The 21340-nt window shown below is 67.9% G+C and carries 21 protein-coding genes; 15 read left to right on the forward strand and 6 right to left on the reverse strand.

All coding sequences use genetic code 11. The features are described from left to right. A partial coding sequence (locus tag E1261_RS20265; protein ID WP_132408691.1) for a lytic transglycosylase domain-containing protein occupies window positions 1-1069 on the reverse strand: 1069 nt, incomplete at its 3' end. 267 nt (window positions 1070-1336) lie between these two features. On the opposite strand from E1261_RS20265, the gene hemL reads away from it, so the two are divergent. From hemL to E1261_RS20310, 9 genes are all read left to right on the forward strand, one after another. Continuing rightward, window positions 1337-2656, forward strand: coding sequence for a glutamate-1-semialdehyde 2,1-aminomutase (hemL, locus tag E1261_RS20270; protein ID WP_132408693.1), 1320 nt, complete (start codon window positions 1337-1339; stop codon window positions 2654-2656). A gap of 40 nt (window positions 2657-2696) precedes the next feature. After that, entirely contained in the window at window positions 2697-3320 is a 624-nt protein-coding gene (locus tag E1261_RS20275; protein ID WP_238176328.1) for a histidine phosphatase family protein, read from the forward strand. Next, window positions 3320-3886: a TlpA family protein disulfide reductase gene (locus tag E1261_RS20280; protein WP_132408737.1), complete on the forward strand. Its 567-nt coding sequence runs from the start codon at window positions 3320-3322 to the stop codon at window positions 3884-3886. The genes E1261_RS20275 and E1261_RS20280 overlap by 1 nt, the downstream gene beginning before the upstream one ends. A gap of 4 nt (window positions 3887-3890) precedes the next feature. Next, window positions 3891-4634, forward strand: coding sequence for a cytochrome c biogenesis CcdA family protein (locus tag E1261_RS20285; protein WP_132408697.1), 744 nt, complete (start codon window positions 3891-3893; stop codon window positions 4632-4634). 1 nt (window position 4635) lies between these two features. Next, a complete protein-coding gene (resB, locus tag E1261_RS20290) occupies window positions 4636-6210 on the forward strand; it encodes a cytochrome c biogenesis protein ResB (protein ID WP_132408699.1) in 1575 nt (524 codons plus the stop codon). Continuing rightward, a complete protein-coding gene (gene ccsB, locus E1261_RS20295) occupies window positions 6207-7193 on the forward strand; it encodes a c-type cytochrome biogenesis protein CcsB (protein WP_132408701.1) in 987 nt (328 codons plus the stop codon). The genes resB and ccsB overlap by 4 nt, the downstream gene beginning before the upstream one ends. A gap of 1 nt (window position 7194) precedes the next feature. Further along, the gene (locus E1261_RS20300) at window positions 7195-7443 is read left to right on the forward strand and encodes a DUF4229 domain-containing protein (protein ID WP_132408703.1); all 249 of its coding nucleotides are present in this window, start codon (window positions 7195-7197) and stop codon (window positions 7441-7443) included. 206 nt (window positions 7444-7649) lie between these two features. Then, window positions 7650-8252, forward strand: coding sequence for a TetR/AcrR family transcriptional regulator (locus tag E1261_RS20305; protein WP_132408705.1), 603 nt, complete (start codon window positions 7650-7652; stop codon window positions 8250-8252). 57 nt (window positions 8253-8309) lie between these two features. Then, window positions 8310-9851, forward strand: coding sequence for an MFS transporter (locus tag E1261_RS20310; RefSeq protein WP_132408707.1), 1542 nt, complete (start codon window positions 8310-8312; stop codon window positions 9849-9851). A gap of 61 nt (window positions 9852-9912) precedes the next feature. Here E1261_RS20310 and E1261_RS20315 read toward each other — a convergent pair whose 3' ends face one another. Further along, window positions 9913-10395: a GNAT family N-acetyltransferase gene (locus tag E1261_RS20315; RefSeq protein WP_132408709.1), complete on the reverse strand. Its 483-nt coding sequence runs from the start codon at window positions 10393-10395 to the stop codon at window positions 9913-9915. Between the two features lie 304 nt (window positions 10396-10699). Continuing rightward, window positions 10700-11719: a M48 family metallopeptidase gene (locus E1261_RS20320; RefSeq protein WP_132408711.1), complete on the reverse strand. Its 1020-nt coding sequence runs from the start codon at window positions 11717-11719 to the stop codon at window positions 10700-10702. 141 nt (window positions 11720-11860) lie between these two features. Between E1261_RS20320 and E1261_RS20325 the strand changes: the two genes are divergently transcribed. Together E1261_RS20325 and cds1 are read left to right on the forward strand one after the other, a co-directional pair. Next, a complete protein-coding gene (locus tag E1261_RS20325) occupies window positions 11861-12487 on the forward strand; it encodes a M23 family metallopeptidase (RefSeq protein ID WP_132408713.1) in 627 nt (208 codons plus the stop codon). A 70-nt stretch (window positions 12488-12557) separates the two neighbouring features. Further along, window positions 12558-13673 (forward strand): L-cysteine desulfhydrase Cds1, encoded by a 1116-nt coding sequence (gene cds1 / locus E1261_RS20330; RefSeq protein WP_132408715.1) that lies wholly within the window; start codon window positions 12558-12560, stop codon window positions 13671-13673. Between the two features lie 4 nt (window positions 13674-13677). Here the strand turns inward: cds1 and E1261_RS20335 are convergent, their stop codons facing one another. After that, complete coding sequence (locus tag E1261_RS20335; RefSeq protein ID WP_132408717.1) at window positions 13678-14136, reverse strand: MarR family winged helix-turn-helix transcriptional regulator; 459 nt, start codon at window positions 14134-14136, stop codon at window positions 13678-13680. Window positions 14137-14212: 76 nt separating this feature from the next. On the opposite strand from E1261_RS20335, the gene E1261_RS20340 reads away from it, so the two are divergent. After that, window positions 14213-15418: an FAD-dependent monooxygenase gene (locus tag E1261_RS20340; protein ID WP_132408719.1), complete on the forward strand. Its 1206-nt coding sequence runs from the start codon at window positions 14213-14215 to the stop codon at window positions 15416-15418. Here E1261_RS20340 and E1261_RS20345 read toward each other — a convergent pair. Further along, entirely contained in the window at window positions 15376-16248 is an 873-nt protein-coding gene (locus E1261_RS20345) for a 1,4-dihydroxy-2-naphthoate polyprenyltransferase (RefSeq protein ID WP_132408721.1), read from the reverse strand. The two genes, E1261_RS20340 and E1261_RS20345, sit on opposite strands and share 43 nt — an antisense overlap. Before the next feature lie 36 nt (window positions 16249-16284). On the opposite strand from E1261_RS20345, the gene menE reads away from it, so the two are divergent. Genes menE through menD form a run of 3 tightly spaced genes read left to right on the forward strand, consistent with a single transcriptional unit; the run spans window position 16285 to window position 19924 of the window. Continuing rightward, the gene (menE, locus tag E1261_RS20350) at window positions 16285-17364 is read left to right on the forward strand and encodes an o-succinylbenzoate--CoA ligase (protein ID WP_132408723.1); all 1080 of its coding nucleotides are present in this window, start codon (window positions 16285-16287) and stop codon (window positions 17362-17364) included. Next, on the forward strand, window positions 17361-18287 hold the full coding sequence (locus E1261_RS20355) for an o-succinylbenzoate synthase (RefSeq protein WP_132408725.1): 927 nt from the start codon (window positions 17361-17363) through the stop codon (window positions 18285-18287). The genes menE and E1261_RS20355 overlap by 4 nt, the downstream gene beginning before the upstream one ends. Continuing rightward, window positions 18284-19924 carry a 2-succinyl-5-enolpyruvyl-6-hydroxy-3-cyclohexene-1-carboxylic-acid synthase gene (gene menD, locus E1261_RS20360; RefSeq protein ID WP_132408727.1) on the forward strand — a complete coding sequence of 547 codons (1641 nt, stop codon included), beginning with the start codon at window positions 18284-18286 and terminating at the stop codon, window positions 19922-19924. The genes E1261_RS20355 and menD overlap by 4 nt, the downstream gene beginning before the upstream one ends. On the opposite strand, the gene mptB is transcribed toward menD, so the two are convergent. Next, window positions 19872-21320, reverse strand: coding sequence for a polyprenol phosphomannose-dependent alpha 1,6 mannosyltransferase MptB (mptB, locus tag E1261_RS20365; RefSeq protein ID WP_165952574.1), 1449 nt, complete (start codon window positions 21318-21320; stop codon window positions 19872-19874). The two genes, menD and mptB, sit on opposite strands and share 53 nt — an antisense overlap. Window positions 21321-21340: the final 20 nt, after the last annotated feature.

Genomic DNA, 21340 nt, shown 5'->3' on the forward strand with positions numbered 1-21340 from the left:
GGGTGCCCGGCTCCGTCGGCTGGGTGGTGGGGGGCTTGCTGGGCGTCGGTTCGGTGGGCGGCTTCGTGGTGCTCGGCGGCTTCTTGGTGGGGTTCGTGCCGGGCTCGCCAGGTTGCTCGACCGGGCCGGTCGTCGGGGTCGACGGCGGGTAGGTCTGCTGGTCGTTCGCCTGCGGGAGGTTGTCGTCCGCGGGGGCGTCGATGTCCGGGTTGTCGATCTGGTCGCCGGCCCGGTCGACGCCCTGGTTGCCGTCCTCGGTGCCGTTGCCGACCGCGATCCAGCTGCCCGTCGCGTAGGCCTTGGCGATGTTCATCACCAGGTTGGCGTAGTCGGTGGAGTGGTTGTAGCGCAGCAGGGCCTTGGTCAGGTCGCTGGCGTTGGCCATGTCGGTCGACCCGGAGCACAGGTAGACGCCGGCCGACATCGCCGCGTCGTCGATGTCCTGCGGGTTCCGCACGCCGTCGCCGTCACCGTCGACACCCATCGAACGCCAGGTGCCGGGGATGAACTGCATCGGCCCGACCGCGCGGTCGAAGGCGGTGTCGCCGTCGAACGCACCGGCGTCGGAGTCGTTGATCTTGGCCGTCTTCGTGCCGTCGAGCCGGGGCCCGAAGATCCCTGGTACGGCGACGCCCTTGCTGTTCAGCATGCTGCCGCCGAAGCGGCCGTGGTTCGACTCGACGCGACCGATCGCGGCGACCAGCGTCCACGGCAGATGGCAGGTCGGATCGGCCTGCCCCAGCAACTGCTGGGTCCGCGAGTACGCCTTCAGTGCCGCCTTCGGAATGCCGTTACGGGACAAGCCGGACACCACCTGGTTGGCCGGCTCACCTGGCTCGACACCGTGACCCACCACGCCCGGCACTGGCACGTTGGCCGGCTCGGCGATCGGTGTGTTCGGTACAACGACCGAGTCCTTACCTGACAGTCCTTGGTCCAGCGACGCCGTGGCGACCGCCGGATCGTCGGTCGCGCTGACGGTGAACGCGCTCGCGAACAACGCCAGCGGAATGAGCGGCGCAACGGACCGCCACCCGTTTCCCGTGGCGCGGCGCTTGCCCTTCGCCATCGATGATCCCCTCCGTGACTCATCGACCTGTTCAGCCCCACGCTGCGAACACGTCCTGTGTCTTGTCCACGGTAAAAACCGTGTCGGTGCCGGTATCTGTCGCAACAGGTACAACGTCCGCCCCGCTGCGTGGGTTACGCGCCGGACCTCGCCCATGTACGTGCAGTCACCGGGTACCCATACTGGCCCGTAACAATGCCCCTGTGAACCCCCTGGGAGCGGCAATCCTGCCGCCCGCCCACCGAGTGCACTGGTCTGTCGGGGAGAATGGCCGCCGTGCCCGACCACACAGAACACTCCGCCGCGCTTTTCGACAGGGCCTCCGCTGTCACGCCCGGTGGCGTCAACTCTCCCGTCCGCGCGTTCCGCGCCGTTGGCGGCGTGCCGCGCTTCATGACCAGCGGTGACGGAAGTCACATCACCGACGTCGACGGGAACCGGTACCTCGACCTCGTCTGCTCCTGGGGCCCCATGCTGCTCGGCCACGCGCACCCCGAGGTGACGGCCGCCGTCCAGGCCGCGGTCGCCCGCGGGACGTCGTACGGGACTCCTACTGAGCCGGAAGTGCTGCTCGGCGAGGAGATCGTTGCTCGTACGCCGGTCGACAAGGTGCGGCTGGTGTCGTCCGGGACCGAGGCGACGATGTCCGCGCTCCGGCTGGCCCGCGGATTCACCGGCCGCGCGAAGATCGTGAAGTTCGCCGGTTGCTACCACGGTCACGTCGACGCGCTGCTGGCCCAGGCCGGCTCCGGCGTGATCACGCTCGGCATCCCCGGTACGCCGGGAGTCACGGAAGCGACCACCGCCGACACGATCGTGCTGCCGTACAACGACCAGGCCGCCGTCACTGCCGCCTTCGCCGAGTACGGCGATCAGATCGCGGCCGTGATCACGGAGGCCTCGCCCGGCAACATGGGTGTGGTTCCGCCGCGGGACAACTTCAACGCGTTCCTCGCCAAGACCTGCACGGACAACGGCGCACTGTTCATCTCCGACGAGGTGATGACCGGCTTCCGGATCACCAAGTCAGGCTGGTACGGCGTCGACGGCGTTCGGCCCGATCTGATGACGTTCGGCAAGGTGATGGGCGGCGGCTTCCCGGCCGCGGCGTTCGGCGGCCGGGCCGACGTGATGGCGCACCTGGCCCCGGAGGGCTCGGTCTACCAGGCCGGAACGCTGTCCGGGAACCCGATCGCCACCACCGCCGGCCTGACCACGTTGCGGCTGGCAACCGACGAGGTCTACGCGAAGCTCGACCGAACCGCACTGACCATCCAGAGCCTGGTGAGCACCGCTCTGGACAAGGAAGGTGTGCCGCACGTCATTCAGGCAGCCGGGAACCTCTTCAGCGTCTTCTTCGTGGAGTCTGAGGAGAATGCCGTCATCAAGAACTTCGGTGACGCCGGTGCTCAGGTACTGCCGAGGTTCGGCGCGTTCTTCCATGCAATGCTGGACGGCGGGGTCTACCTGCCGCCGAGCGCGTTCGAGGCCTGGTTCGTCAGCAGCGCGATCGATGACGACGGGCTCGCCGAGATCGAGTCCGCCTTGGCACCCGCGGCTGCCGCGGCGGCCGCCGTACAGAGTTGAGAGGGCACACCAAGTGACCGAAACGACGGTCGTGCACGTGATGCGTCATGGCGAGGTGCACAACCCGACCGGCGTGCTCTACGGCCGGATCCCCGACTTCCACCTGTCCGATCTCGGCCGCGCGATGGCCGACCGGGTGGCCGAGCACGTCAAGAACCGCGACATCGTGCACCTGGTCAGCTCGCCGCTGGAGCGGGCCCAGGAGACGATGGAGCCGATCGCCTCGGTGTTCGGGATCACCCCGGACATCGACGAGCGGGTGATCGAGGCGGCCAACCTGTTCGAGGGCAAGAAGTTCGGTGTCGGCGACGGCGCCCTGAAGAACCCGAGCGCCTGGTGGCTGCTGCGCAACCCGGTGAAGCCGTCCTGGGGTGAGCCGTACCAGCAGATCGTCCGCCGGATGCGGGACGCGATCGAGACCGCCCGGCAGAAGGCCGCCGGGCACGAGGCGCTGATCGTGTCGCACCAACTGCCGATCTGGATCGTCCGGTCCGCGATCGAGGGCCGCAGGCTGTGGCACGACCCGCGCAAGCGGCAGTGCAGCCTGGCCAGCGTCACCTCGTTCACCTTCCACGGTGAGTCGATCGTCTCGGTCGGCTACTCCGAACCGGCCAAGGACCTGCTGCCGGTGAAGAACCCCAAGAAGTTCGTGGGCGGCGCGTGATGAAGTTCCGTCGTACGGCGTTTCTCGCAGCTGGCGTCCTGCTGATCACCGGGTGCACCACCGGTCAGCAGTCGGCGCAGAACCGGGATGGTCAGTCCGGTTTCGTCAGTGGCACCGGCAACGTGTCGGTCTTCGCCAAGGCCGACCGCAAACCGGCCCCGGTGCTGAGCGGCGACACCCTGGACGGCAAGAAGTGGACGCTGTCCGACCAGCTCGGCAAGGTCGTCGTCCTGAACGTCTGGGGCTCGTGGTGCCCACCGTGCCGCCAGGAGGCCCCGGACTTCGTGAAGGCCGCGGAGGAGCTCGGTACGTCGGTGCAGTTCATCGGACTGAACACCCGCGACCTCGACCCGGCTCCGGCGAAGCGGTTCCAGCAGGAGTTCAAGGTTCCGTACCCGAGCGTCTACGACCCGTCCGGCAAGGCGCTGCTGCGGTTCCGCGGCCAGATCTCGCCGAACGCGATCCCGACCACGCTCGTGATCGACAAGGAAGGCAAGGTCGCGGCCCGCGCGATCGCGCCGATCACCAAGGACACGTTGCTCGGCATGGTCAAGGACGCTGGTTGAGCTGATGGGTCAGTGGTTCGCCGACGCCATGACGGGGTCGATGCTGGTGGCACTGCCGATCGCGGTGCTGGCCGGTACGATCTCGTTCTTCTCGCCGTGCGTCGTGCCGCTGCTCCCCGGCTACCTGTCCTACGTGACCGGGTTGTCCGCGGCCGAGCTGGGTTCGAATCAGCGCGGCCGGATGCTCGCCGGTACGGCGCTCTTCGTGGCCGGGTTCTCGGCCGTGTTCATCCTGACCGGGGTGGTGTTCGGCAAGGCCGGTGACCTGCTGCTCGAGCACCAGAGCGTGATCACCAAGGTGCTCGGCGGAGTGACCGTCGTACTGGGGCTGGTTTTTCTCGGTGGGTTCGGGTTCCTGCAGAAGGATCTGCGGGTGCATCGCGTCCCCGCGGTGGGGATCGCGGCCGCGCCGTTGCTCGGCGTGCTGTTCGGCTTCGGCTGGACGCCCTGTATCGGGCCGACCCTCGGGACGGTGATGACGCTCGCGACGACCGAGGGCAGTGTCGGGCGCGGGGCGTTGCTGGCCGGGGTGTTCAGCCTCGGGCTCGGGATCCCGTTCATCGTTGCTGCGCTGGCGTTCCGGCGGATGCTCGGCGCGGTCGCGTGGGTGCGCAAACACCAGGTGCTGGTGATCCGGATCGGCGGCGTGCTGATGATCAGCGTCGGCGTGCTGTTGCTGACAGGAGTGTGGGATGTGATGACCGCGGACCTGCGGCAATGGGTGGCCAACTTCGGGTCGGCGGTGTGAGATGACCGAGGTCGAGGATCGGATCGCGGCCGGCTCGAGCCCGGACGGGCGGCCGGACCTGCCAGCACTGGGTGTGAAGGGCTGGCTGCGCTGGACCTGGCGGCAGCTCACCTCGATGAAGACCGCGCTGGTGCTGCTGTTCCTGCTCGCGCTCGGCGCCGTACCGGGCTCGCTGATCCCGCAGACCGGGGTCGACCCGATCAAGGTCGCCGACTTCCTCGAGATGCACCCGAAGCTCGGGCCGTTCTACGACAAGCTCGGTCTCTTCGACGTCTACAAGTCGGCCTGGTTCTCGGCGATCTACCTGCTGCTGTTCATCTCCCTGATCGGCTGCGTCGTGCCGCGCCTCGGCGTCTACCTGAAGGCCGTCCGCTCCCGCCCACCGAAGCCGCCACGCAACCTGAACCGCCTGGCCGGCTTCGAGACCTTCACCGTCGACGCCGACCCCGACGCCGTACTGGCTGCCGCTCGCAAAGAGCTGCGCCGCCGCCGCTTCCGGGTCGAGTCGTACGACGGCGCGATCGGCGCCGAGCGTGGTTACCTCCGCGAGGCCGGCAACCTGCTCTTCCACTTCTCCCTGATTCTTGCGCTGATCGGCGTCGCCTGGGGTTCGCTGTTCGGTTACCGCGGCACCGTGTTGGTTGTCGTGGGCAACGGTTTCGCCAACTCACTGGCCCAGTACGACGACTTCACGTCGGGGGCCGCGTTCGACACCGAGAACGACCTGCCGCCGTTCGCGCTGACCGTCAAGGACTTCGAGGCGAAGTTCCAGGAGAGCGGTCCGCAGAAGGGCGCTGCGCGCGAGTTCAACGCCGATGTCAGCTACCAGGAGACGCCGGACGGGCCGGAGAAGTCGTACGACCTACGGGTCAACCACCCGCTGAAGCTCGATGGCAGCAGCGTCTACCTGCTCGGCCACGGCTACGCGCCGAAGGTGACGGTCAAGGACGGCAGCGGACAGGTTGCGTTCTCCGGACCGGCGCCGTTCCTGCCGCAGGACGGCAACTTCTCGTCGTTCGGTGTGATCAAGGCTCCGGACGCGCGGCCCGTGACGCTGGGCTTCGAAGGCTACTTCCTGCCGACCGCGATCATCGACGATCTCGGTCCACGCTCGATGTTCCCCGACGACCTGAATCCGGCACTGGTGATGACTGCCTACTACGGCCGTCCGCAGCCGGAGACCGGGAAGCCGGAATCGGTGTACCAGTTGGACAAGACCAAGCTGACCCAGTTCGAGAAGGACGGCGACAAGCTGCGCTTCCAGCTCAAGCCCGGTGAGAGCCTGGCGCTTCCCGACAAGGCCGGCTCCATCACCTTCGACGGATACAGCCGCTGGGTGAAGCTGCAGGTCAGCCACACCCCCGGGACCGGTCTCGCGCTCGGCGGTGTGGTGCTGATGATCCTCGGGCTGATGGGCTCGCTGTTCATCCACCCGCGGCGTACCTGGGTGCGGGTCCGGACCGAGGACGGGCGTACCGTGGTCGAGGTCGCCGGCCTGGACCGGGGTCCGGAACGTGGCCTCGGCGACGAACTGCAGGCCATCACCAAAGCTCTCAACCCGCAGGAGAAACCATGACGCCGGAGACCTACGCGCAAGTCTCCAACCTGCTGATCCCGACGGCGACTGTGATCTACGCGATCGCGATGGTCTCGCATGCGTCGGAATGGGCGATGGGCCGCGCGGTCGTGAAGGTGGACGCCAAGGAACAGGTTCTGGTCGCTTCCGACGGTCAGCCGGTCTCGAGCGGTACGGCGACGGCTGCGGCCGGTCCGGTCGACCACTCCTCGCCGTCCGTGCGGATGGCTGCGGCCAGCCGCATCGGCGTGCTGCTGACCTGCCTGGCCTTCGTCCTGCACCTCGGTGGTGTGGTGACGCGTGGGCTGGCGGCGGGTCGCGTGCCGTGGGGCAACATGTACGAGTTCTCGATCACCGCGTCCCTGGCGGTCGCGATCGTGTACCTCGCCTTCGTTCAGCGGTACCGGCTGCAGTGGCTGGGACTCGGGGTCACGCTGGTAGTGGCCGCCGTACTGGGACTTGCGACGCTCGCGCTCTACACGCCGGCCGGTCCGCTGGTTCCGGCGCTGCACTCGTACTGGCTGGTCATCCACGTCTCCGCGGCCGCGATCTCCGGTGGCGCGTTCACTGTCGGCGGCCTGGTCTCCGTGCTCTACCTGATCAAGGCCCGGGCCGAGCGCAAGGTGCTGGCCGGCGGTTCGATGTCGACCGCGCTGAGCCGGCTCCCGAGTGCCGAGGCGATGGACGGTACGGCGTACAAGGTGCTCGCGTTCGCCTTCCCGCTCTGGACGTTCGGCGTACTGGTCGCGGGGCCGATCTGGGCCGAGTACGCCTGGGGCCGGTACTGGGGCTGGGACCCCAAGGAGGTCTGGTCGCTGGTCACCTGGGTCGTGTACGCCGCCTACCTGCACGCGCGGGCCACGGCCGGCTGGCGTGGTCGCCGGGCCGCCACGATCGCGATCATCGGCTGGTTCGTCTTCATCTTCAACTTCGTCGGTGTGAACCTGCTGGTGTCCGGTCTGCACTCGTACGCCGGGGTGTGAGATGAAGGAATTCGCCATCTACACCGGTCTGCGGGCCGGGCTGTTCGCGCTCTGCTTCGCGGTGCTGTACTTCCCGCTGCGCAATCAGTTGAGTGTCTTTCCCTTGTTGCTGGTGGCGCTGATCATCTCTTCGATCCTGTCGATCTTCGTCCTGCGGGCGGCCCGGGACCGGCTGGCCGGGAAGATCGAGCACCGTGCGGGCAAGATGTCGCAGCGCATCGACCAGGCCCGGACCGCCGAGGACGACTGACCTTCCCGCGCTCACAACCCCGCTCCGGCCACTCGGCCGGCGCGGGGTTTTTCGTCGTACCAGCTGTCCTGCTGGTACGGAGAGTGACCCAGGTCACCTGAAGTTTCTGGGGAAAATCCTTTGTGCATTCATTCACATGAGGCGTAACGTGATGGATGGAACGAAACAGTTTCGTTCTATCTGCAATCGGACGCTTACTCAGGGTGATGATGATCGAAACTGCACGGCACCGGCCCCGGGTCGAAGGTGGTCGCGAGGAGGAGATCCTCGAGGCGACCGTCACGGTACTGGCCGAGCTGGGCTACGACCGGCTGACCATGGACGCGGTCGCGGCGATGGCGAAGGCCAGCAAGGCGACGCTGTACCGGCGCTGGTCGACCAAGGCCGATCTGGTCGTGGAAGCGATCAGCCGGGCCAAGGGCTGCCCGCTGCCGGAGGATGTCGACACCGGCAGCCTGCGCGGCGACCTGATCGCGATGTCGTGCGGCGATGGTGGGTTCACCGACGAGCTGCCGATGTCGGTGATCGCCGGGCTGGTGACGGCGCTGCACCGCGACGCGGACCTGCAGAAGGCATTCCAGGAGCGATTCCTGAAGCCGCGGCAGGAGATCAGCGTCGGGATGTACGCCCGGGCGGTCGCCCGCGGCGAGATCGGGCCGGACGCCGACATCGAGATGCTCTCGGTGACGCTGCCGGCCGTGATCGTGCACCAGGCCTACATCCTCGGCCAGCAGCCGACCGAGGAACTGATCCTCCGAGTGATCGACCACATCATCCTGCCTGCGGCGCGGGGGTCGCAGGCAAGCTGACCGGCGAGGGGCTGGTCGGCGCATCCGTGAGGCACTGCGCAAGAGGGGAAATCTTTCATGTCCGAAGACGTCGTCAAGGGCGATCGCCCGGTCGACTCCGTGCCCGAGCACGGACACCGCAATCTGGGGATCGCGCTGGCGCTGATCAGCATGGCCCAGTTGATGGTGGTGCTGGACGGCACCGTCGTCAACATCGCCCTGCCGCACATCAAGGATGCGCTGGGCTTCACCGACGCCACGCTGACCTGGGTGGTCAACGCGTACGCGCTGGCCTTCGGTGGACTGCTGCTGCTCGGTGGCCGGATGGGTGACATCCTCGGCCGCCGCAAGGTGTTCATCTTCGGTGTCGTCCTGTTCGGGGTGGCATCGTTCATCGGCGGTATCGCGCAGAGCGAGAGCGTGCTGCTCGCCAGCCGGATCCTGCAGGGTGTCGCGGCTGCTGCCGCCTCACCGAACGCACTGGCACTCATCACCACCACCTTCCCGGCCGGTAAAGAACGCAACCGGGCGATGGGCGTGTACGCCGCGATGTCCGGGGCCGGTGCGGCCGTCGGCCTGATCCTGGGTGGCGCGCTGACCGAGCTGTCGTGGCGCTGGACCTTCTTCATCAACACGCCGATCGGCCTGATCGTCGCCGTACTGGCCTTCCGCTACCTGGGGGAGTCGGCGCGCCAGAAGGGCAAGTTCGATCTGCCGGGTGCGATCACCGGCACGGTCGGTCTGACCGCGCTGGTCTACGGCCTGACCCGCGCCGGCTCCGAGGGCTGGGGTGACGCCCTGACGCTGGCCTTCATCATCGGTGGCGTGGCGCTGATTGGGGTGTTCCTGCTGATCGAGGCCCGCTCGCGGCACGCACTGATGCCGTTCCGGATCCTCGCGAACCGGACCCGTGGGGTCAGCTTCTTCGTGATGCTGATCGTCGGTGCGGCGATGTTCTCGATGTTCTACTTCCTGGGCATCTTCGTGCAGATGATCATGGGCTACAGCGCGATCGTCACCGGTCTCGCCTTCCTGCCCTTCAGCGTCGGCATCGTGGTCGCGGCGCAGGTCGCCTCGACGCTGATCGCCCGGATGGACCCGCGCTGGATCTCCGGTGCCGGTGGACTGTTCGTCGCGGCCGGCATGTTCGGCTTCAGCCGGCTCGCGGTCGACTCGACGTACGTGACCGACCTGCTGCCGTTCATCCTGCTGCTGTCCTTCGGGATGGGCCTGATCTTCGTGCCGCTCACACTGACCGCGGTCAGCGGGGTCGCCGACGAGGACTCGGGCGTGGGCTCCGCCGTACTGAACACGGTCCAGCAGATCGGTGGTGCGATCGGCCTGGCGCTGCTCGGCACGGTCTCCACCAACGCGATCAAGGACAAGTTCACGTCGCTGGCCCCAGAGCTGCAGAAGGCGGCCGAGGCCGGTCAGTCGCCGGAGCAGCTCGAGCAGCTGAAGAACCAGTTCACCGCTGTGGCGACCACGCACGGATTCACCCGGGCGTTCCTCTGGTCGACCTTCCTGGCCCTCGGATCGGCGATCATTACCCTGATCGGCCTGTCGGTCAAGCACAAGGACCTCGCCGGCGACGGCAAGGCGCCGGTGCACATCGGCTGATCGCCCCGCAAACTGAAAGGCCCGCTTCCCGGGAGGGGGGAAGCGGGCCTTTCTCTTGGTTCTACAGGCTCTTGTGCATGATGTGGAGCTTCAAGATCCGGCCGTCGTTGCCCTCTTCCTCGGCCCCAGTCACGACGTACCCACTGCGTTCGTACAGACCGATCGCCTTATCGTTGCCTTCAGCAACCGCCAGCTCCAGCGTGTGCGCACCTTGTGCACGCGCGATCCGCTCCAGCCACGCCATCAACAGGTCGCCGACGCCCTTGCCCCGGCCGGCCGGGGCGACCCACATCGACACCAACTCGAAGACGCCTTCCGCCTCGGCGGGAGCGCCGCCGCCCATACCGATCGGCGTACCGTCGATCAATACGACGGCAGCCTGCACGCCGGGAGCCTCGAGCCGGGCCCGCCACCTCTCCTCCGGCGCGTCCACCCAGTCCGCCAGCGTCGAGCCGAACGCGTACGGCGCCTCGGCCAGCGCGGCCAGCCGCAAGTCCCGCCAGACCTTCCAGTCATCGGAAGTCAGCTCCTGAAGTTCCATCATGCGCCCAGGATCGCCCACCAGCCCCACGGCCGACACCGAATTTCCGACCGCCATCTGATGGATTCCCCCCCAAGGCCGGCCGTCCGACGTTGAGCACGGTTCGGCGGGGTGGTTGCTGTGCGGAAAATGAGGGGATCTCCGCTCAACGTGCTGGTTCTCCCCTCAATATTTGAGCAGAGAAGGGTCCACTTGAACGGATAGCCCCTCAAATGCGCCGTGGGGCCCGGCTGGATCCGAGCGGACCCGCCTCCCGCAGGAGGGTGCAGAACCCATCTCGTGGGGCAACCTACGAGATGGGGTCGGGTCAGCGGGGTGGGCGGAGTTTGTCGGAGACCCAGTCGCGGACGCCACCGAGGCCGTCGCCCAGGTCGCGGAGGACCTTGGCGAGCGGGTCTTGTGAGCGGGCGAAGGCGTCGCTGTAGGACTTGGCGGCGTTCTTCGCTTCTTGCGACATCGAGGCGCCGTCGTCGTCCTGACGCTTGGGGTAGTCGCCGGAGACGATCGTCGTGTACTCGCCCTCGTCGACCCAGCGGCGCAGCTCGTGCGCGCGGATGACGGCCAGCGGGTGCGACTGCGCCTCCAGGAGTAGCAGCTTCAGCACGCTGTCCCGCAGATCGCCGGAGCTCTCGTACTCCGTGCCCTGCGCGAGGAAGGCGGTGGTGTCGAGCTCAGCGAGCTGACCGCCGCTGGCCAGCTTCATCTGCACGCGGAGCGCAACAGCCGGGTCCTGTACGGCGAGGAGGCCGGCCCGGTCGCCGGACAGCTCGGCCTTGCGGGACCACTCGTGCAGCGCGGCGATGATCGCGCGGATCCCCAGTGCGCCGATCGGCATCCAGTTCATCGCACCGGTCAGGCGCATCAGCCAGAACAGCAGCGACTGGTACAGCGCGTGTCCGCTCTGCGCGTGGCCGAGCTCGTGACCGAGGATGAACCGCAGCTCCTCCTCGTCGAGCCCCTGCAGCAGGGCGCTGTTGACGACGATGATCGGCTTGTCCAGGCCGATCGTGAACGCGTTCCAGATCGGGCTGTTGGTGATGTACAGCTCCGGCAGCTGCCGTACGTCGAGAGTGCTGCCCGCCTCGGTGTAGAGCCGGTGCACCCGCGGGAACTGGCGCTCGTCGACCCGGATCGCCGATCCGAGGAACTGCAGCCGCACCGCGCGCTCGTCGATCAGCCCGGAGATCTTCCGCAGCACGAAGTCGAAGCCCTTGAGCTGCCGAAGCGCCACCAGAGCGCCTCGGTCGGCCGGGTGTTCCCACGCGCGCGAACTGATGTCCGTCAGCGTGACCCTGGTCCTGGTCGGCCGGTCGTCGTTGTTGGTCATCGTTCCCCCACAGGTCGGCGTGTGCGTCCCAAGGTAGCTCGCTCCGGGGGTCTGACCGACTTTGGCCGGATTGCTCGTTCCTGCAATCTCCAACCCGCACCATGGTGAGGACAAACTCTCCAACCGCCCCTGGAGGACCACATGATCCGCCCTGCCCTCAGCGCGGCAGTCGCCCTGGCCGCTCTGACAGTCGCCCCGGCACTCCCCGCCGGCGCCGCCCACGACACCGCACCCGCCCCGAACAGCTACATGGCCCAGCGGGCCGCCGTACCGGCTGCTGAAGCTGCTGCTGTCCGGGCTCAGGTAGACATGGCGCCGACTGCGCGTCCGCTGCTCCGAGTCCCGTTCCGCTGCGGCGAGACCTGGTCCGGGGCAAGCCGCTCCGGCCACAGTCCGTCGTACTACTCCGTCGACTTCAACTGGGGCTCCGGTCACGACGACCTGGGCAAGCCGGTCAAGGCCAGCGCTGCGGGCACCGTGACGCGCTCGGCGTACGACGCCGGCGGATACGGCAACTACATCGAGATCGGCCATGGCGACGGTTGGCGCACGCTCTACGCCCACCTGCAGAGCCGCGCGTACGGCGTCGGCGCCCAGGTAGCCGTCGATGCCCAGATCGGCCGCGTCGGCGACACCGGCAATGTCACCGGACCCCACCTGCACTACGAGCAGATCAAGGACGGCGTCGTCGTGGCCGCCCTGTTCGGCACCAGCACCTGGGTCGCCTACCCAGGCCCGGCCGGCTACACCCGGGCGCGCGACTGCTGAAGTACGTCGCTTCGGCTCCCAGGCGCGCTCGGAATACCTAAATCTCGACGGAGCACCTAGCCTGCTGCGCATGAGTGACAGCGGGGTGTGTCGTGAGGTGGACCGTCGGGACGACAAGGCGCGCGCCTGGGTGTCGGAGGCGATTCGGATCGTCGAGGCGGATGCGAACCGGAGTGCGGACACGCATCTGCACGTGTTCCCGATGCCTGCGGTTACTGGTGTGGACCTGTATCTGAAGGACGAGTCCGTGCACCCGACCGGGTCGCTCAAGCACCGGCTGGCGCGGTCGCTGTTCCTGTACGCACTGTGCAACGGGTGGATCACCGAGGGGACGCCGGTGATCGAGGCGTCCAGCGGGTCGACCGCGGTCAGCGAGGCGTACTTCGCCCGTCTGCTCGGGCTGCCGTTCGTGGCGGTGATGCCGGCCTCGACCAGCCCCGAGAAGATCGAGCTGATCGAGTTCTACGGCGGCCGCTGCCACTTCGTCGAGCGCTCCGGCCAGATCTACGGCGAGGCCAAGCGCCTGGCCGAGGAGACCGGCGGCCACTACATGGACCAGTTCACGTACGCCGAACGCGCCACCGACTGGCGCGGCAACAACAACATCGCCGAGTCGATCTTCGAACAGCTCTCGCTGGAACAGCACCCGGTCCCGGCCTGGATCGTCGTCGGCGCCGGCACCGGCGGTACATCGGCCACCATCGGCCGCTACGTCCGCTACCAGCGCCACGACACCTCGGTCGCCGTCGTCGACCCGGAGAACTCGGCCTTCTTCCCCGCCTTCGAATCCGGCGACGGCGACTTCGCCACCGGCCGCCCCTCCCGCATCGAAGGTATCGGCCGCCCCCGCGTCGAACCCTCCTTCGTCCTCGGCGTCGTCGACCGGATGATCGCCATCCCCGACGCCGCCTCCATCGCCGCCATGCAGTTCTGCTCCCGGGTCACCGGCCGCCTCGTCGGCGGCTCCACCGGAACCAACCTCTGGGGCTCACTCCGCCTGGCCGCCGAAATGCGCCGTACCGGCACCCGAGGCAGCATCGTCACCCTCCTCTGCGACAGCGGCGAACGCTACGGCAACACCTACTACGACGAAGCCTGGCTCCGCACCAGCGGCATCGACATCACGCCGTACCTAGCCACCCTCGACACCTTCGCCACCACCGGCGAATGGACAGAACCCCAGTAGTTGCTCACAGTTCGGTGAGTTTGGTGGTTACGTCGTCGGCCAGTTTGGTGAGGAGGCGGCCTAGGTCGGCTCGGTCCTGGGCGGGCCAGTCGTCGACTGCGTCGCGGAACCAGCCGAGGACCGTTGTCATGTAGCGCTGGGCGGCCTCGGCGCCGGTGGGGGTCAGCTCGATGAGGCTGACGCGTTTGTCGTTGGGGTCGGCGACGCGCTGGACGAGGTCACGTTGTTCCAGGGCCTGGACCTGGCGGGTGACGTGCGGGCCGACGACCTGCATGCGGTCGGCGATCTCGCCGATGCGCAGCGGGGTGCCGGCGGTGGCGAGGGTGACGAGGATCGTCAGGCCGGGGCGGTCCAGGGAGAGGCCGGTCGCGTCCATGGCTTGCTGGGCCACGCGGCCGCGGTTCATGGCCGTACTCAGCTGGGCGATCCGGGGGAGGACGTCCGCGAAGTCGTCACTGCTCATTGATTACCTAACTTAGGTATGTATATGCTCCAGGAGAACGATACCTAAAGTACCTATCTTTCTCGGAGGACGCATCATGACGCGCAGTGTGCTGATCTCCGGCGCCAGCATCGCCGGTCCGACGCTCGCCTACTGGCTGGACCGCTACGGCTTCGACGTGACCGTGGTGGAGAGGTCCGGCGCGCTCCGGGGCGGCGGCTACGGAGTCGACATTCGCGGTACGGCGCGGGACGTCGTCGACCGGATGGGTCTTCTGCCGGTGCTGCGGAAGGCGCATATCGACACCCGCCGGCTCTCGTTCGTCGAGCCCGACGGTGCACCGATCGCGTCGATCCGGCCGGAGGCGATGACCGGTGGGGAGGAGGGACTCGATCTCGAGGTACGGCGGGGAGACCTGGCGGACGCGCTCTACGGTTCGATCCGCGATCGCGTCGACTTCCGTTTCGGCGACTCGATCGCGCGGCTCGACGACCGTGGTGACCGGGTGGACGTGGTCTTCGCCAGTGGCGCGGAGCGGTCGTTCGATCTGGTGATCGGGGCCGACGGGCTGCACTCGAACACGCGTGCTCTGGTCTTCGGTCCGGAGGCGGACTACCACCGCTACATCGGTTACGTCTTCGCCGGCTTCACCCTGCCGAACGACTTCGGTCTGTGCCACGAAGGCGTGATCTGGAACGCCCCGGGCCGGTGCGCCGTCCTCTACGCCCACGAGCCCGACGAGCCGACGTACGGGTTCCTGACCTTCCGCCTGGAGGAGCCGCCGTACGACGCCTTCCGGAATCCGCAGGCGCAGCGGGAGCTGGTGGCCGACCGGTTCCCGGAGCAGGCGTGGCATCTGCCGCGGCTGGTGGAGGCGATGCGGAACGCCGATGACCTGTTCTTCGATGTGGTCAGCCAGATCCACATGCCGGGCTGGTCCAGCGGACGGGTCGCTCTGGTCGGTGATGCGGCCTATGCGACGTCGTTCATGTCAGGCCAGGGGTCGAGTGTCGCTCTGGTCGGCGCCTACGTGCTCGCGGGGGAGTTGGCCACGCACGCGGACCACACTGAGGGCTTTGCCGCGTATGAACAGCGGGTGCGGGGATTCGTCGAGCAGAACCAGGCACTGGTCCAGGAGGGGCAGTCGGGTCTGGCTCCGACGACGCAGGAGCTGCTGGACGCCCGCAACGCGGCACTCCGTGGTCAGACGGTCCACCGCGACGAGCGCACGCAGGTGCACAACGCCTTGGTGCTGCCGGACTACGAGGCGATGAACAGGCCGACCGTGAGTCCGACTGCGTAGACCAGCTCGGTGAGGCCGGTGCCTTGCAGTACGGGGATCAGGGCCGGGCCCACGGCGTCGCTCAGCACGATGCGGATCGCCTTGATGGCAAGCGGTACGGCGATGAAGGCGAGCAGTGCCCAGGGGGTAGCGAAAGCCGAGGCGATCGCCAGGACGAATGCCAGCCCCACCAGTCCGGCGTACAGCTTCCGGGAGCGCTCAGCGCCCAGTACGACGGCCAGGGTGCGCTTGCCGGTCACCGTGTCGGTGGGGATGTCGCGGAGGTTGTTGGCGACCAGGAGTGCGCAGGCGATCGAGCCGACCGACACAGCACCCGCCACCGCGACCCAGCTCAGTTTCTCGGCCTGCACGAAGGTCGTGCCCAGTACGGCGACCAGTCCGAAGAACAGGAAGACGCTGACCTCGCCGAGTGCGCGGTACCCGTAGGGACGCTTGCCGCCGGTGTAGAACCACGCACCGACCAGTGAGGCTGCACCGGCGACCAGCATCCACCAGCTGGAGGTGGCGCACAGCACAATGCCGAGTACGGCGCCGACACCGAAGCAGGTGAACGCTGCGGTCTTCACCTGTCCCGGCGTGGCGACCTTGGAGCCGACCAGCCGCAGCGGGCCGACCCGGACCTCGTCCGTACCCCGGATGCCGTCGCTGTAGTCGTTGGCGTAGTTGACCCCGATCTGCAGGGCCAGGGCGACGCCCAGGGCCAGCAGCGCCTTCCACCAGACGAAGGCGTCCAGGTACGCCGCGGCTCCGGTTCCGACCAGGACGGGAGCGACGGCGGCGGGGAGTGTGCGGGGGCGCGCGCCTTCGATCCACTGCGCAGGGGTGGCCATGGACAGAGATTCTTTCAGCCGTACGCTCGGACTGACATGTCTACCCTCCATCTGGTCCCCGGTACGCCGGACGCCGTGCTCCGCGCGCTGACCGGCGTACTGGATGGCAGCGGCCCGCCGTTTGCCCCAGTACCGGCGGATTTGGCGGCTGCGGAGCGGGTACGGCGTGCTGCGGCGCCGGACCGGCCGTTGGAGGACGACTGCGCTGTCGTGCTGACCACTTCGGGGTCATCCGGTGAGCCAAAGGGCGTCCTGCTGTCCCGGGACGCGCTGGTCGCGTCAGCCGAGGCCACGCACGAACGGCTCGGCGGACCGGGGCAGTGGCTGCTCCCGATGAAGCCGTACTTCGTCGGTGGGCTGCAGATCCTCACCAGGTCCGTGCTGGCCGGTCAGACGCCAGTCCTGCTCGGTGGCAGCTTCACTGAGTCCACTGCAGCCATGACTGGCTCCCGTCGCTACACGGCGATGGTGCCGACCCAGCTGGCCCGCTACCTCGGCACCGACCTGGATGCGCTGCGCGCGTTCGACGCCATCATCATCGGTGGCGCGGCCACTCCGTCCGCTCTGAAGACCCGGGCGGCCGAGGCGGGCGTGACTGCGATCCCGGCGTACGGAATGACCGAGACTGGCAGCGGGTGCGTGTACGACGGCGTACCGCTCACTGGGACGTCCGTAGACCTCGATGACGGCCGCATCCTGATCAAGGGCAGCACGCTGTTCTCCGGCTACCGCCTGCAGCCGGAGCTGACCGCAGAGGTGCTGCGGGACGGCTGGTTCCGGACGCAGGACCGGGGTGAGCTCGTTGACGGTCAGTTGCGAGTCATCGGCCGCATCGACGACGTGGTGATTTCCGGGGGAGTCAACGTCACCCTGCCGACCGTGCAGGCCCGGCTGCTCGAGCATCCGGATGTGAAGGACGCTGTGGTTCTCGGAGTGCCCGATGCGGAGTGGGGGACCCGAGTGGTCGCGTATGTCGTCGGTGAACCGAGCCTGGATGAGCTGCGGGACCATGTCGCCGAGGTGCTGCCCCGGACGTGGGCTCCGCGCGAAGTGCAGCACCTGGACGCACTCCCGATGCTTGCCTCCGGCAAGGTAGATCGGCAGGCCCTGCTGTGATCACCTACTCGATCGGCCTGAAGAACAAGTTCCGCGGCATCACCGTCCGCGAGGGCATGCTGTTCGAGGGCCCGGCCGGCTGGGCGGAGTGGAGTCCGTTCCTGGACTACGACGACGCCACCTCGGTCCCCTGGCTGCGTGCAGCACATGAGGCCGCGTACGACGGTTGGCCGGCGCCACTGCGCGACGTCGTACCGGTCAACTGCACTGTTCCCGCAGTCACTCCGGAGAAGGCCGCAGCGATCGTTCGATCATCGGGTTGCCGTACCGCCAAGGTGAAGGTTGCCGAACCCGGTCAAACGCTCAAAGACGATCTCGAGCGCGTAGAAGCCGTGCGGGATGCGATCGGTCATGGTCAAGTGCGCATCGACGCGAATGGCCTCTGGTCGATCGATCAGGCTGTCCATGCTTTGACCGAGTTGTCGCGCTTCGATCTCGAGTACGTCGAGCAGCCGTGTGCCTCGGTCGAGGACCTGGCCGCGGTCCGGCGGCGTACCGACGTGCTGGTGGCCGCGGACGAGTCGATCCGCCGGGCCGAGGACCCCTTGCTGGTCAAGAAACTCGACGCGGCCGACATCGCCGTGCTCAAGGTGCAGCCGATCGGCGGTGTCCGCGCCTGCCTGGAGATCGCGGAACAGATCGGTCTCCCGGTCGTCGTCTCGTCCGCCCTGGAGACCTCGGTCGGCATAGCGGCCGGAGTCGCCCTCGCAGCGGCCCTGCCGGAGCTCCCGTACGCCTGCGGTCTCGCCACTGTCTCCATGTTCACCAGCGAAGTGGTCAGCGAGCCACTGCTACCGGTGGACGGCTTCCTGCCGGTCAGGCGCGTGCAGCCGGACCAGCTCGAAGCCAACCGGGCCGACCCGGAGCGGACTGCTGTGTGGGAAGAGCGCCTGACCCGAGTGCAACAGAGGAGTACCCGATGAACCCGTCCACTGCGTTCGCGACCGTGGTGGTCGACGAGCTGATCCGCTGTGGAGTCCGGGAGGCTGTGGTCGCCCCAGGCTCCCGCAGCGCCCCGCTGGCCCTCGCCTTGGCCGAGGCGGACCGCACCGGCCGGCTGCGGCTGCATGTCCGGATCGATGAGCGTACGGCGGGCTTCCTGGCGATCGGTCTGATCCGCGGCACCGGTTTACCGGTACCAGTGGTGACGACATCCGGTACGGCGGTCGCCAACCTGCACCCGGCTGTCCTGGAAGCGTCGCACAGCGGACTGCCGTTGATCGTGCTCAGCGCGGACCGGCCGCCCGCACTCCGCGGTGCCGGAGCGAACCAGACGACCGATCAGCTCAAGGTGTTCGGCAATGCGGTGCGACTGTTCCATGAGATGGGCACTCCGGTCCGAGAGGTCGGCCAAGTCGCGTACTGGCGCTCACAGGTCGCCCGGGCAGTAGCCAATGCCACAGGCGCGCGGTCGGCGGATCCGGGGCCGGTGCAACTCAACTGCCCGCTGGCCGAGCCCCTGGTGCCGACTGGGGGCGAGGACTGGCCCGAGCCGCTGGACGGCCGCAGTACTGGGCCGTGGACCGCCATACACGCAGCAGCCGGTCAGCCGTCGACTGTGGCACCCGGCCCGAAGACCGTGGTCGTGGCCGGCGATGGTGCGTCGCAGGCAGCGCGGTTGGTGGCGGAGGGCGGTCGCTGGCCCCTGTTCGCCGAACCGTCGAGCCGGTCAAGGACCGGGCCCGCTGTCATCTCGGCATACAGGTTGTTGCTACAGGCAAGTGATCTGGCCGCGGAAATCGAGCGGGTGCTGGTGTTCGGGCACCCCACGCTGTCCCGGCCGATCTCGAAGCTGCTGGCGCGCGCCGACGTCGAGGTGATCGTGGTCGCGCCGACCGGCCTGTGGCCCGACCCGGCCCGCCGTGCCGCCGCGGTAGTCACCGGCCTCGAGGTCGCCGGACCGGATGCAACCAACTGGTTGGAACGCTGGCAACACGCAGACCAGACCGCCCGCCCGGCGATCGACAAACTGCTCGCCGACGGCCTGACCGGGCCGGGGATCGCCGCGATCGTCGGCGCCGCCGCCGGGGCCGACGGCATGCTCGTGGTCGCCTCCTCCAACGCGGTCCGCGATCTCGACCTGGCGCCGGTCGTCCCGATCCGGACCATCGCCAACCGCGGTCTGGCCGGCATCGACGGCACCATCTCGACCGCGATCGGTGCCGCCCTCGCGAACGCAGGACCGACGTACGCGCTGATCGGCGATCTCGCCTTCCTGCACGACTCGAACGGGCTCATCATCGGTCCGGACGAGGCCCGTCCGGACCTGCGGATCGTGGTGGTCAACGACAACGGTGGCGGGATCTTCTCCACCCTTGAGCAGGGTGATCCGACCCACGCGTCGCACTTCGAGCGCATCTTCGGTACGCCGCACAACACCGACCTGGGCGCACTGTGCGCTGCCACCGGGACGCCGTACCAGCTGGTGGAGACCGCTGCGGACCTACAGGCCGCACTGGCGGTCACAGTGGCCGGTGTGGACGTGATCGAGGCCCGCGTGCCGCGGTCTACGCACCGACCGTTGGCTGAGGAGCTGGTTGCGGCACTTCGGTCCGTCTGACCACCCGTGCCGGGTGGAGCTTGCGGAGCCGGTTGAGCAGTGGAGCGACGACCGCAATCACCAGTGCGGTCGTAGTGAGGATCGGAATGGTCGCACCGCGCAGTGAGGAGTTCAGTGGCGCAGCGATCGTGAAGATCAGGCTGACTGCGGCGATGCTGGTCACCAGACGCCGCCCCGGCCGGGCGACGGCCAGGAACGGCAGACACCACAGGAAGTACCAGTCATGGGCTGTCGGGCCGAGCAGGACGATCGCCAGCAGCGCTATGCCGACAGCACGGGCCGCATGATGGATCGACGACCGCAGACTCAGTACGGCGATCAGTGTGATCGCCAGGAGCATTCCGGCCAGCTTGATGACCTGCAGCGATTGCTCTGCCGCAGTGTCCTGGCCTAGCCAACCGAGGATGCCGGAGGTCGCGTCGCCGACCAAGTTGGCGATCGAGAACGGCGATCGAACCAGCCCTGGTACGTCGAGTGCATTCAGCCAGCCCGAACCAACGCCAGTGAACGCGCCGACCGTCACCAGCGACAGGACTGACACCACACCCGCAATAGCGAGACTGGCGAACCGCGAGAGCCGTCCGGCCAGTGGACTCATCACTGCGGCAATGGCGATCACCACTAGCCCACCAGGGAGCTTCACGGCGGCAGAGATGCCGGCCACGACCGCCGCCGTACCCCAGTGGCCGTTGAGGGCTAGTGCGAAGGCGCTACAGGCCAGACCGAGCATGAGGATGTCGTTGTGGGCAGCGCCGATCCCATGCATGAGCAGCATCGGGTTGGCGACCACCAGCCAGGTTGCGAACACCGGATCGACCCGGCAGGCGGTCGCCAGCCGCGGCACGGTCCAGGCGATCAGCACAATGCCGATCACTGCCAGCAGACGATGCGCCAGCATCAGTACGTACGGATCCATGGTCAGGTGCGACACCAGACCGCCGTACGCGAGCGGTATCGGCCCGTACGGCGCCGGCGTCTCCATCCACCGTGGATCGACCGCCTCGATGATGGGACCGGACAGTGCGGCCGGACCGACGGCGTACGGGTCGAAACCCTCGGCAACCAACGCGCCCTGGGCCGCGTAGCTCCAGGCGTCCCGGCTGAACAGCGGCGGGATCAGCAGCAGCGGCAGACTCCAGTACGTCGCCATCCGCACGAGCCGCGGTTTCTGGCCGGCCATGACGTTGCGGCCGACCTCCAGCCACGCCCAGGCCATCAGCCCGAGTCCGGCCACCATGAACGCCAGTGCGATCATTCGGCCGGCCAGTGTGGTGCGCAGATCGCCGGTGACCGGGAACGTCGCTACCCATGACGACGGAGGCACCACCGAGGTCACCAGACTGGTAGCGGCGACGACAACAGAGCCCACCAGTCCACGGATCAAGGGTGAGCGCACGGCCGGACGTTAGCCCGGCC

Origin of the sequence: Kribbella albertanoniae (assembly GCF_004348455.1) — a bacterium.
GTDB classification, from domain to species: domain Bacteria; phylum Actinomycetota; class Actinomycetes; order Propionibacteriales; family Kribbellaceae; genus Kribbella; species Kribbella albertanoniae.